Below are 12524 nucleotides of genomic sequence, written 5' to 3' on the forward strand. Positions count from 1 at the left end.
CGGCCGGCGCCGTCGCCGGGATCCACGTGCACGACCGGGTGCGCGTTCTCTGCCGTGCACGGCAGAGAAGGTGACGGGAATCTCAGGCGGGACCCGGCAGATTCAAAGGATCCACTCACAGAAGGGGCGCAGGATGCACCGGCAGTGGTGGTGATCTAAGAAAGGCGTGCCGTGGTCGACCCTCAGATATCGAACTGGTCCGAGCAGATACCGAACCGGTCCGTGCGGCAGGCATCGAACCGGTCCGAACGTCCGGCGTGGTCCCGGCGCGGAATCCTCGCCGTGCTCGGTGCCGTCCCGGCCGCCGTCCTGACGGGCTGCAGCGGCTCGGCGGACGCCTCGGAGGAGACGACCGCGACGCCCGCGGCTAGTACGAAAGCGGAGACGAACGCGGAGACGAAGGCCAAGACGCCGACGATCACCGTCACCCCCGCCGACGGCACGACGAAGGCGGGATTCACCAGCCCGGTCGAGGTCGCCGTGGCGGACGGCACCCTGTCGGCCGTGAAGGTCACCGGCAACGACGGCTCCACTCTGGCCGGGTCCTACAACGACGCCCGTACGAAATGGACGTCGAGCGAGAACCCGTTCTCCGGCACCAAATACACGGTGACGGCCCAGGCGGAAGGAGCCGACGCGAAGACGGCGACCTTCACCACCAAGTCTCCCGGCGAGACCTTCGTGGGATATTTCACCCCCGAGGCGAATTCGACCTCCGGCGTCGGCATGCCCGTGTCGATCAACTTCACGAAGGCCGTCTCCGACCGGGCCGCCGTCGAGAAGGCGATCACGGTGACGGCGGAGCCCGCCGTCGAGGTGGTCGGCCACTGGTTCAGCGACACCAGGCTCGACTTCCGGCCCGAGGTGTACTGGGCCGCCGGTACGAAGATCACGCTGAGTCTGCGCCTGAAGGACGTCGAGGGCACGGACGGCGTCTACGGCACCCAGTCCAAGGACGTCACCTTCAACATCGACCGCGCCCAGATCAGCACGGTCGACCTGGCGACGAAGACGATGACGGTCGTGCGGGACGGCTCGACTCTCGCCACCTATCCGGTGACCGGCGGCGACGCCGACCACACCACCTGGTCGGGGATCATGGTGATCAGCGAGCGGTTCAAGCAGACCCGGATGGAGTCCTCGACCGTCGGTCTCGGCGACGAGTACGACATCCCCGACGTGCCGCACGCCCAGCGACTGACCACCTCCGGCACCTTCATCCACGGCAACTACTGGGCGTCGACGTCGGTATTCGGCAGCAGCAACACCAGTCACGGGTGCGTCAGCATGCACGACACCCAGGGCGCGGACGACACCTCCGTGAACGGCTACAAGTTCTACGAGAGTTCCAAGCTCGGCGACGTGGTGATCGTCAAGAACTCGGACGAGGTCACCGTGGACCCGTCCAACGGTCTCAACGGGTGGAACCTGTCCTGGGCGGACTGGACGGCGGGCAGCGCCCTCTAGACGATCTGCTCCACGGGGCTCAGTGGTTCATCCGCTCGCCCCCGGTCAGTCAGGCGCTTTCCGATGCGGCGGATACCAGTCGTGCCGCTGGTGGCAGCGGTGCGTGCTGAGGGCAGGCTTCCAACGCCTGGATCGCCAACCCCGCGAAGCGTCGGGAGGCCATGACCTGGGTGTCGGTCGATCTGGTGTGGATCCCCTTGTTGGCCATGAGGATGAGAATGAGGTCGTCCAGGACGAAGTCGGACCGCAGGTGCCCTGCGTCCTTGGCTCGCTGAGCCAGTCCGGCGACCGCCTTCACCGTGTACTCACGGCCCGCGACATCCGGCGCCCCCGGGAGGGTCGACAGGAAGGCTTCGGTGAAGCCCCGGTCCCGCGCGTGCAGCTCACAGATCTTCTCGATCACCAGGCAGAGGCCACGCCACGGATCGGGATCGGCGAACCCCTCGTCGACGATGGTGCGACACGCGCGCAACTGGTCCGCGAAGGCTTCGGCGACCAGCATCTGCTTGGTCGGGAAGCGACGGTACAAGGTGGCGGGCCCGACCCCGGCACGCCGTGCGACCTCCCGCATCGGCACGTCCAGCCCATCGGCGGAAAACAGGGTCCGGGCCGCGTCGAGGATGCGTTCGCGGTTGTCCAGCGCGTCGGAACGCAGGGTGTGAGGCAAACGGTCGGTCATGCTCTCACTTTACCTAAACGGACGGGGGCGTCCGTTACCGTTCGGGACGTGGCAGTTCGCCTGGATCATCGGGGCACACAGCACCGGGACCGGACCCCGGCCGCGCCGTGAACTCCCTTCCGCCGTCGGCGGCGATCGGCGGCGGGTGCTGAGCACGACCGCACTTGATCGGTCCGAGAACATGGGAGACGGCGTTGAAGGCAATCGCGATCCAGACGTACGGGGGGCCTGAAGGTCTGGCTGTTATCAACCTGCCGGCTCCCGCACCTGCTGCCGGACAGGTGGTGATCGCCACCGAGGCCGTGGGCGTCGGTGGCGTCGACACCCTGATCCGAAGCGGGGCCCTGGCCGCCTACGGCTTCAAGGAGGGCCACATCCCGGGCGGCGAGGTGGCGGGCACCGTGACCGCGGTCGGTGACGGCGTCGACGCTTCGTGGATCGGCCGGCGGGTGTGGGCCTTCACCGGAACCGGCGGAGGCTACGTCGAACAGGCCCTCGCGACGGTCGAGGAGATCCTTCCACTGCCCACGAACCTCTCCGCAGTCGACGCGGTGACACTCGGCAGTGCCGGCGTGGTGGCCCACTTCGGGCTCCGCCACGCCCACTTCGCGCCCGGGGAGAGAGTCCTGGTACGTGGCGCGGCCGGCAGCATCGGCATCATGACCGTGCAACTCGCCGCTCGCGGCGGCGCCGCGGCGGTGGCGGTCACCACCTCCTCGGCCGAGCGCGGCGAGCAGCTGCGACGTCTCGGCGCGACCCATGTGCTGGACCGCTCCGGCGAAGGAGGGGAACAAGCTCCCGCGGGCTATGACGTCATCATCGACGTCGCGGCCGGCAAGGACATGCCGTCCTTCTTCGATCGGCTCAACGCGAACGGCCGCATGGTGGCCGTGGGCGCTGTCGCGGGCCAGCCACCGGCGGACTTCGGCATGAAGATCATGGCGGCGTTCCAGAAGTCGATGTCCTTCGCCGCTTTCAGCGCGGCCACCGTCACCGGAGCCGACCGGCGTGCCGTGCGGAGCGAGCAGTTCGCCGCAGCGAGCCGCAGCGAGATCGAAACGGTGGTGCACGAGGTGCTGCCACTGGACGCAGCCGTGCTGGCGCACCAGAAGATGGACGCGGGCGAGGTCTTCGGCAGGATCGTGCTGACTCCGTAGTCGAAGGCATCCACGCCGGGCTTGGCACGATCCCGCGCCCGGGCGAGGCGTTCAGCGCAGTTCCGCCCGGAACCCCGCCGGAGCCGTATCCGTGTGCTGATGGAAGAACTTGGAGAAGTTCGCGGAGTCCGGGAAACCCACGGCGACACCGATGCGTCCGATGGGCAGGTCCGTGTGGGCCAGCAGCCGCTTGGCCTCCAGGATGACCCGCTTGTCGATGAAGCCCTTCGGGGTCTCACCGGTGGCCGCGCGGACCGCTCGGACGAGGGTGCGGCGGGAGTAGCCGAGGGCGTCGGCGTACGCGCTGACGCTGTGGTTGGTGGCGAAGCCCTTCTCGACGGCTTCCCGGAAGCGGGTGAAGGTGGTGTCGGTCTGTTCGCGGGCCGCCTCGGCGGAGCTGGCCGCAAGGTGGGCGAGTCGGAGCAGGAACGCGGTCAGGGAGTGCCGCAGCACCGAGGTGTGCAGGCTGAGCGGCAGCGTGGTGGTGTCGACGTACTCGCGCTCCAGCTGGGCCAGTGAGTGCTCCAGAGCGGCCAGTTGTTCCGGGCCGGGGCGCAGCAGCGGGGGCTGGTCGTAGCGGTAGAGGCCGGTCGCCTCGACGGTCGCCCGGGGGAGGAAGCCGGGCTGCATGGTCAGGGCGGTGCCGTCGTAGTCGGCGTGGGAGAAGCGGTGCACCTGGCCGGGGCGGATCCACAGGATGTCGCCGGCGGAGACCTCGTACTCGGCGAAGTCGATCATGTGCCGGACGGGGCCGGAGTGAAACAGCATCACCACGTGAAAGTCGATGCGGTGCACGCGCTCCAGCAGTGCCTTGGCGCGCCAGGTGCGGCCGCTGCCCATCGCGCCGACCTGCATGCCGACGCCGGAGAGGCTCAGATCGACCGGGAAGGGGAAGGTCCTGATCCCGTCGATCACCTCGCCGGCTCCGCCGTCGTTCCCGGCGCCGTCTTGAGCGTTTCTGTCCGCCATGTCCCTCTCACGTCGGCTCGGTCTCGCAGTGGGTGTCCCACTTTCACCGAAGGCTGACACACGGGCACCTTCCCCGGCAAAAGTCAGACTTTTAAGTTTGAAGGCGTCAGAGCAGTTACCCGCTCTTATCGAGGACTTCTTGAAGATGAGCACGCAGCAGAGCCCGCAGACACCTGCCGGCTTCTCCGACGGATTCGAGTGGACCGAGCTGGACCGGCGTGCCGTCGACACCGCCCGCCTGCTGGCTGCCGATGCCGTCCAGCAGGTCGGAAACGGCCACCCCGGCACCGCGATGGCCCTGGCCCCGGCCGCGTACACCCTCTTCCAGAAGGTGATGCGTCACGACCCCGCCGACCCGGAGTGGACCGGCCGCGACCGTTTCGTCCTCTCTCCCGGCCACACCTCGCTGACCCTCTACACCCAGCTCTTCCTTTCAGGTTATGAACTCGAACTGGATGACCTGAAGGCGTTCCGCACGCACGGATCCAAGACGCCGGGCCACCCGGAGTACGGCCACACGGCAGGCGTCGAGACGACGACAGGGCCGCTCGGCCAGGGCGCTGCCAACGCCGTGGGCATGGCGATGGCCGCCCGCTACGAGCGTGGCCTCTTCGATCCCGAGGCGCCGGAGGGCGAGTCGCCCTTCGACCACACCATCTGGGCGATCGTCTCGGACGGCGACCTGGAGGAGGGCATCTCCGCCGAGGCCTCGTCCCTGGCCGGCCACCAGAAGCTCGGCAACCTCGTCTTCGTCTACGACGACAACCACATCTCCATCGAGGGCGACACGGCGACGGCGTTCTCCGAGGACGTGCTCAAGCGGTACGAGGCGTACGGCTGGCATGTGCAGCGGATCGCGCCCTCGGCCGACGGCGACATCGATGTGCACGCGCTGCACACGGCGCTCAAGGCGGCGCAGGCGGAGACCGGGCGCCCCTCGATCATCGCGATGCGCACGATCATCGCCTGGCCCGCGCCGACCGCGCAGAACACCGAGGCCTCGCACGGCTCGGCGCTCGGCGCCGACGAGATCGCGGCCACCAAGCGCGTCCTCGGCTTCGACCCGGAGAAGACCTTCGAGGTCTCCGACGAGGTACTCGCCCACGCCCGCCGGGCCCTCGACCGCGGCGCCGAGGCACACACCGCCTGGGACAAGCGGCTCGCCGAGTGGCGCACCGCGCAGCCCGAGCACGCGAAGCTCTTCGACCGTGTCGTGGCCGGTCAGCTGCCCGAGGGCTGGGAGTCCGCGCTACCGTCCTTCGAGGCGGGCACCTCGGTGGCCACCCGCGCCGCCTCCGGCAAGGTCCTCCAGGCGCTCGGCGGCATACTCCCCGAGTTGTGGGGCGGCTCCGCCGACCTCGCCGGCTCGAACAACACGACCATCGACAAGACCAGCTCCTTCCTCCCGAAGGGCAACCCGCTGCCGGAGGCCGACCCGTACGGCCGTACCGTCCACTTCGGCATCCGCGAGCACTCGATGGCCGCCGAGATGAACGGCATCGCGCTGCACGGCAACACCCGTGTCTACGGCGGTACGTTCCTGGTCTTCTCCGACTACATGCGCAACGCCGTACGCCTCTCCGCGCTGATGCAGCTCCCGGTGACGTACGTCTGGACGCACGACTCCATCGGCCTCGGCGAGGACGGCCCCACCCACCAGCCGGTCGAGCACCTCGCCTCGCTGCGCGCCATCCCCGGCCTGAACATCGTCCGCCCGGCCGACGCCAACGAGACGGCGATCGCCTGGGCCGAGATCCTCAAGCGGCACGCCACCCACCCGGCCCCGCACGGCCTGGCGCTGACCCGCCAGGGTGTGCCGACGTACCCGGCCAACCCCGAGGCGGCGAAGGGCGGTTACGTCCTCCAGGACGCCACGACCAGCGCGCCCGACGTCATCCTCATCGCCACCGGCTCCGAGGTGCAGCTCGCCGTCGCCGCGCGCGAGCAGCTGGAGGCCGAGGGGGTGGGCACGCGAGTGGTGTCGATGCCGTCCGTGGAGTGGTTCGAGGAGCAATCCCCCGAGTACCGCGCCTCCGTCCTTCTGCCGTCCGTGAAGGCCCGCGTGGCGGTCGAGGCGGGCATCGGTCTGACTTGGTACCGGTACGTCGGTGACGCGGGACGCATCGTTTCGCTGGAGCACTTCGGCGCCTCCGCCGACGCCAAGACCCTGTTCGCCGAGTTCGGCTTCACCCCGGACGACGTCGCCGCCGCCGCCCGGGAATCGCTGGCCGCGCTCCGCGGTTAATCCGATCGCACGAAGGAAGATGATCACCGTGACCGAAGCAACCGCACCCGCGGCAACCCTGAAGCGCCTCTCCGACGAAGGCGTCTCCATCTGGCTGGACGACCTCTCGCGCAAGCGCATCACGTCCGGCAACCTCGCCGAACTCATCGAGACCAAGCACGTGGTGGGCGTCACCACCAACCCCTCCATCTTCCAGGCCGCGATCGGCTCGGGCGAGGGTTACGAGGAGCAGCTGGCCGACCTCGCCACCCGCGGGGTGACGGTCGACGAGGCCGTCCGCATGATGACGACCGCCGACGTCCGTGCCGCCGCGGACATCCTGCGGCCGGTGTACGACGCGACCGGCGGCCGTGACGGCCGGGTCTCCATCGAGGTCGACCCCCGCCTGGCCCACCGCACCGCCCCGACGATCGCCGAGGCCAAGCAGCTCGCCTGGCTGGTCGACCGCCCGAACGTGATGATCAAGATCCCCGCGACGAAGGCCGGCCTCCCGGCGATCACCGAGGTCATCGGCCGGGGCATCAGCGTCAACGTGACGCTGATCTTCTCCCTGGAGCGCTACCGCGAGGTCATGGACGCCTATCTGGCAGGCCTGGAGAAGGCGCAGGCCGCGGGCATCGACCTCGCGACCATCCACTCCGTGGCCTCCTTCTTCGTCTCCCGCGTCGACAGCGAGATCGACAAGCGCCTCGCGAAGGCCGGCACGGACGAGGCACTCGCCCTCAAGGGCAAGGCGGCGCTCGCCAACGCCCGGCTCGCGTACGAGGCGTACGAAGAGGTCTTCGCTTCCGCCCGCTGGACCGCGCTCGCCCCCTCCGGCGCCCACAAGCAGCGCCCCCTGTGGGCCTCCACGGGCGTGAAGGACCCGGCGTACAAGGACACCCTGTACGTCGACGAGCTGGTCGCACCCGGCACGGTCAACACGATGCCGGAGGCGACCCTCAACGCCACCGCCGACCACGGCGACATCCACGGCGACGCGGTGACCGGCGGCTACGCCCAGGCCCGGGCCGATCTGGCGGCTGTCGAGGGTCTCGGGATCTCGTACGAGGAGGTCGTGAAGCAGCTGGAGGACGAGGGCGTCTCGAAGTTCGAGGCCGCCTGGGTGGATCTGCTCGACGCGGTGGCGGCCTCCTTGCGTGGCAAGGGAGTTGAGGGGGAATGACCAAGCATGAAACGCATCCCGACAGTGCCCCGCAGGTTGCGTCCGCCACGCCGGAGGGATCTGGTGACGCGGCCGTGGAACCGACCGCAGTGAGCGCGGACGGGACCACCGCTGTGGACCTCGATTCGTTCCTCGACTGGTCCAACCCCCTTCGTGACCCCCGGGACCGCCGCCTCCCCCGTATCGCGGGTCCCTCGGGCCTTGTCATCTTCGGCGTCACGGGCGACCTGTCCCGCAAGAAGCTGATGCCCGCCGTCTACGACCTCGCCAACCGCGGTCTGCTCCCGCCGGGCTTCTCGCTCCTCGGGTTCGCCCGCCGCGAGTGGGAGGACCAGGACTTCGCGCAGGTGGTGCACGACTCGGTGCGCGAGCACGCGCGTACGGAGTTCCGCGAGGAGGTCTGGCAGCAGCTCGCGGAGGGCATGCGGTTCATCCCGGGCGATTTCGACGACGACGCGGCGTTCAAGCAACTCCGCACGGCCGTCGACGAGTTGGACTCCTCCCGCGGCACCAGTGGCAACTACGCCTTCTATCTCTCCGTACCGCCGAAGTTCTTCCCCAAGGTCGTCAAGCAGCTCAAGAAGCACGGGCTCGCGGACGCGCCGGAGGGTTCCTGGCGGCGCGCGGTCATCGAGAAGCCGTTCGGGCGCGACCTGGACAGCGCGCGTGAGCTGAACAAGATCCTGCACGAGGTGTTCGACCCGGAGCAGGTGTTCCGCATCGACCACTACCTCGGCAAGGAGACCGTCCAGAACATCCTGGCGCTCCGCTTCGCCAATCAGATGTACGAGCCCATCTGGAACCGGTCGTACGTCGACCACGTACAGATCACGATGGCCGAGGACATAGGCATCGGCGGCCGGGCGGGCTACTACGACGGCATCGGCTCCGCCCGCGATGTGATCCAGAATCACCTCCTCCAGCTGATGGCGCTGACCGCCATGGAGGAGCCCGCCGCCTTCGACGCCGAGTCGCTGCTCACCGAGAAGCTCAAGGTGTTCAAGGCCGTGAAGCTGCCGGAGAAGCTGGGCGAGCACACCGTGCGCGGGCAGTACGCGGCGAGCTGGCAGGGCGGCGAGCAGGTGCGCGGCTATCTCCAGGAGGACGGCATCGACCCCAAGTCGACGACCGACACCTACGCGGCCGTGAAGCTGGAGGTCGACAACCGCCGCTGGGCGGGCGTCCCCTTCTACCTCAGGACCGGCAAGCGGCTGGGCCGCCGGGTGACGGAGATCGCGGTGGTCTTCCAGCGCGCCCCCCACTCCCCCTTCGACTCGACGGCCACCGAGGAACTCGGCGCGAACGCGATCGTCATCCGCGTCCAGCCCGACGAGGGCATGACCGTGCGCTTCGGATCGAAGGTGCCGGGTACGTCGATGGAGATCCGGGACGTCACGATGGACTTCGCTTACGGCGAGTCGTTCACGGAGTCCAGCCCGGAGGCGTACGAACGTCTGATCCTGGATGTCCTGCTCGGCGACGCCAATCTCTTTCCCCGTCACCAGGAGGTGGAAGAGTCCTGGAAGATCCTCGACCCGATCGAGGGTTACTGGGAGAAGGACGGCAAGCCCGCGCAGTACCCCTCGGGCAGCTGGGGCCCGAAGGAAGCCGACGAGATGCTCGCACGAGACGGACGGAGCTGGCGCAGGCCATGAAGATCGACCTCACCGACACCACGGCAAGCAAGATCAACAAAGCGCTCGTGAAGGGCCGCCGCGAAATCGGCACACCTGCCGTGGGCATGGTTCTCACGATGGTCATCGTGACCGACGAGGAGAACGCGTACGACTCCATCAAGGCGGCCGAGGAGGCCTCGCGCGAGCACCCCTCGCGCACCCTGGTCGTCATCAAGCGGGTCGCCCGTAGCCCGCGCGACCGCACGCAGTCCCGACTGGACGCGGAAGTGCGGGTCGGCTCGGACGCGGGCACCGGTGAGACGGTCGTCCTGCGGACGTACGGCGAGGTGACCGACCACGCGGACTCGGTGGTCCTGCCGCTGCTGCTGCCCGACGCGCCGGTCGTCGTCTGGTGGCCGGTGGACGCCCCCGAGGTCCCGGCCAAGGACCCGCTGGGCGCCCTCGCACAGCGCCGGATCACCGACATGTACGCCGTCGAGAACCCGCTGGGTGCGCTGGAGGCCCGCGCCGCCTCGTACGCGCCCGGTGACACCGACCTGGCGTGGACCCGGCTGACGCCGTGGCGCTCGATGCTGGCCGCCGCGCTCGACCAGTCCCGTACGAAGGTGACCTCGGCGGCCGTCGAGAGCGAGGCCGACAACCCGAGCGCCGAGCTGCTGGCCCGCTGGCTGGAGGCCCGTCTCAAGGTCCCGGTCGAGCGTGTCGTCACCGCGGGGCCCGTGGTGACCGCCGTACGGCTCGGCACGAAGGGCGGCGAGATCGTGATCGACCGCCCCGACGGCCCGCTGGCCACGCTGTCCCTCCCCGGACAGCCCTCCCGCACCCTCGCGCTGAAGGTGCGCTCCACCTCCGAGCTGATCGCCGAGGAGCTGCGCCGCCTCGACGCGGACGAGATGTACGCCATCGCCCTGCGGGGCGAGGGCACCAAGGAGACCGCCCGTCATGTCTGACTCTCCCAAGCTCACGCGGCGCCCCGAGTGGGTGGCCCTGGAGGACCACCGTGCCGGTGAGCTCCTGCACCCGCGGCTGCGTGAGCTGTTCGCCGCCGACCCCGCTCGCGCGGAGCGCTATGTCGTACGCGTAGGCGACCTGCGTATCGACTACTCCAAGCATCTGATCACCGACGAGACGCTCGCCCTGCTCCAGGAACTGGCCACCGCCACCGGCGTGTTCGGGCTGCGCGACGCCATGTTCCGCGGCGAGAAGATCAACGTCACCGAGCGGCGGGCCGTCCTGCACACCGCGCTGCGCGCCCCGCGCGACGCGGTCGTCGAGGTCGACGGTGAGAACGTCGTCCCCGCCGTGCACGCGGTCCTCGACAAGATGACCGACTTCGCCGAGCAGGTCCGCTCGGGCAAGTGGACCGGACACACCGGCCGGCGCATCCGCAATGTCGTCAACATCGGCATCGGCGGCTCCGACCTCGGCCCGGCGATGGCGTACGAGGCACTGCGCGCCTTCACCGACCGCGAGTTGACGGTCCGCTTCGTCTCGAACGTCGACGGAGCCGATCTGCACGAGGCCGTCCGGGATCTCGACCCGGCGGAAACCCTCTTCATCGTCGCCTCGAAGACCTTCACGACCATCGAGACCATCACGAACGCGACCTCGGCACGGACCTGGCTGCTCGCCGGTCTCGGCGGCGACTCCGACGCCGTGGCCAAGCACTTCGTCGCGCTGTCCACGAACTCCGAGAAGGTCGCGGACTTCGGCATCGACACGGCCAACATGTTCGAGTTCTGGGACTGGGTCGGCGGGCGGTACTCGTTCGACTCGGCGATCGGTCTGTCCCTGATGATCGCGATCGGCCCGGACCGGTTCCGCGAGCTGCTCGACGGGTTCTTCGTGGTCGACGAGCACTTCCGGACCGCGGCCCCGGAGTCCAACGCACCTTTGCTGCTTGGCCTGTTGGGCGTCTGGTACGGCAATTTCTTCGACGCCCAGTCGCACGCGGTGCTGCCGTACTCCCACTATCTGTCCAAGTTCACCGCCTACTTGCAGCAGCTGGACATGGAGTCCAACGGCAAGTCCGTGGACCGGGACGGTCACCTCGTGGAGTGGCAGACCGGTCCGGTGGTGTGGGGCACGCCCGGCACCAACGGGCAGCACGCGTACTACCAGCTCATCCACCAGGGTACGAGGTTGATCCCGGCCGACCTGATCGGTTTCGCCAACCCGGTCGGCGAGCTGAGTGACGAACTCAAGGCCCAGCACGACCTGTTGATGGCCAACCTCTTCGCACAGGGACAGGCCCTCGCCTTCGGCAAGACCAGCGACGAGGTCCGTGCCGAGGGGGTCCCCGAGGAGCAGGTGGCGCACCGCACGTTCCGCGGAAACCACCCCACCACAACCATCCTGGCAGCCGAGTTGACTCCCTCGGTGCTCGGCCAGTTGATCGCCCTCTACGAGCACAAGGTGTTCGTCCAGGGTGCGATCTGGAACATCGACTCCTTCGACCAGTGGGGCGTCGAGCTGGGCAAGGTCCTCGCCAGGCGCGTGGAGCCCGCCGTCACCGAAGGCGCTGACGTGCCCGGCCTCGATCCCTCCACCGCCGCCCTCGTGGCCGCTTACCGCACTCTCCGGAAGAAGTGAACGACATGCAGCTCGGACTGATCGGCCTCGGTAAAATGGGCGGCAACATGCGGGAGCGCATCCGCCGCGCGGGCCACACCGTCATCGGCTACGACCACAATCCCGACATCGCCGATGTGAGCAGTCTCGCCGAACTCGTGGGCAAGCTCGAAGGCCCGCGGGTGGTGTGGGTGATGGTCCCGGCGGGCGCCGCGACCCAGTCCACCATCGACGAGCTGGCCGCCCTCCTGAAGCCCGGTGACGTTGTCGTGGACGGCGGCAACTCCCGCTGGACGGACGACGAGAAGCACGCCGTCGAACTCGGCATCAAAGGCATCGGCTTCGTCGACGCAGGCGTCTCCGGCGGCGTGTGGGGCCTGGAGAACGGCTACGCACTGATGGTCGGCGGCGACGCCGAGAACATCGCCAAGGTCCAGCCGGTCTTCGACGCCCTCAAGCCCGAGGGCGACTTCGGCTTCGTCCACGCCGGCAAGGTCGGCGCCGGCCACTTCTCCAAGATGGTCCACAACGGCATCGAATACGCCATGATGCAGGCCTACGCCGAGGGCTGGGAACTCCTGGAGAAGGTCGACTCCGTCACCGACGTACGCGAGGTCTTCCGCTCCTGGCAGGA

The 12524-nt window shown here is 68.7% G+C and carries 10 protein-coding genes; 8 read left to right on the top strand and 2 right to left on the bottom strand.

The window, feature by feature from the left end; genetic code table 11:
• Positions 1 to 222: 222 nt before the first annotated feature.
• The gene (locus AB0N66_RS11640) at positions 223 to 1467 is read left to right on the top strand and encodes an Ig-like domain-containing protein (protein WP_365431776.1); all 1245 of its coding nucleotides are present in this window, start codon (positions 223 to 225) and stop codon (positions 1465 to 1467) included.
• Between the two features lie 49 nt (positions 1468 to 1516).
• Here AB0N66_RS11640 and AB0N66_RS11645 read toward each other — a convergent pair whose 3' ends face one another.
• Complete coding sequence (locus AB0N66_RS11645; RefSeq protein WP_365431687.1) at positions 1517 to 2146, bottom strand: helix-turn-helix domain-containing protein; 630 nt, start codon at positions 2144 to 2146, stop codon at positions 1517 to 1519.
• A 194-nt stretch (positions 2147 to 2340) separates the two neighbouring features.
• Here AB0N66_RS11645 and AB0N66_RS11650 point away from each other — a divergent pair, with 194 nt between their 5' ends.
• Positions 2341 to 3303 (top strand): zinc-binding dehydrogenase, encoded by a 963-nt coding sequence (locus AB0N66_RS11650; RefSeq protein WP_365431690.1) that lies wholly within the window; start codon positions 2341 to 2343, stop codon positions 3301 to 3303.
• Between the two features lie 51 nt (positions 3304 to 3354).
• On the opposite strand, the gene AB0N66_RS11655 is transcribed toward AB0N66_RS11650, so the two are convergent.
• Entirely contained in the window at positions 3355 to 4272 is a 918-nt protein-coding gene (locus AB0N66_RS11655) for an AraC family transcriptional regulator (protein WP_365431693.1), read from the bottom strand.
• A 145-nt stretch (positions 4273 to 4417) separates the two neighbouring features.
• Between AB0N66_RS11655 and tkt the strand changes: the two genes are divergently transcribed.
• The 6 genes from tkt to AB0N66_RS11685 form a co-directional block, all read left to right on the top strand.
• On the top strand, positions 4418 to 6517 hold the full coding sequence (gene tkt, locus AB0N66_RS11660; protein ID WP_365431696.1) for a transketolase: 2100 nt from the start codon (positions 4418 to 4420) through the stop codon (positions 6515 to 6517).
• Positions 6518 to 6536: 19 nt separating this feature from the next.
• Positions 6537 to 7682: a transaldolase gene (gene tal, locus AB0N66_RS11665; protein WP_365431699.1), complete on the top strand. Its 1146-nt coding sequence runs from the start codon at positions 6537 to 6539 to the stop codon at positions 7680 to 7682.
• Entirely contained in the window at positions 7679 to 9337 is a 1659-nt protein-coding gene (zwf, locus tag AB0N66_RS11670) for a glucose-6-phosphate dehydrogenase (protein ID WP_365431702.1), read from the top strand. Before tal ends, zwf begins: the two co-directional genes overlap by 4 nt.
• The gene (opcA, locus tag AB0N66_RS11675) at positions 9334 to 10269 is read left to right on the top strand and encodes a glucose-6-phosphate dehydrogenase assembly protein OpcA (RefSeq protein WP_365431704.1); all 936 of its coding nucleotides are present in this window, start codon (positions 9334 to 9336) and stop codon (positions 10267 to 10269) included. Before zwf ends, opcA begins: the two co-directional genes overlap by 4 nt.
• Positions 10262 to 11911 (top strand): glucose-6-phosphate isomerase, encoded by a 1650-nt coding sequence (gene pgi / locus AB0N66_RS11680; protein ID WP_365431707.1) that lies wholly within the window; start codon positions 10262 to 10264, stop codon positions 11909 to 11911. Before opcA ends, pgi begins: the two co-directional genes overlap by 8 nt.
• 5 nt (positions 11912 to 11916) lie before the next feature.
• On the top strand, positions 11917 to 12524 hold a 608-nt coding region (locus tag AB0N66_RS11685), incomplete at its 3' end, for an NADP-dependent phosphogluconate dehydrogenase (RefSeq protein ID WP_365431710.1).

The organism is Streptomyces sp. NPDC093544, from assembly GCF_040683495.1.
Classification (GTDB): domain Bacteria; phylum Actinomycetota; class Actinomycetes; order Streptomycetales; family Streptomycetaceae; genus Streptomyces.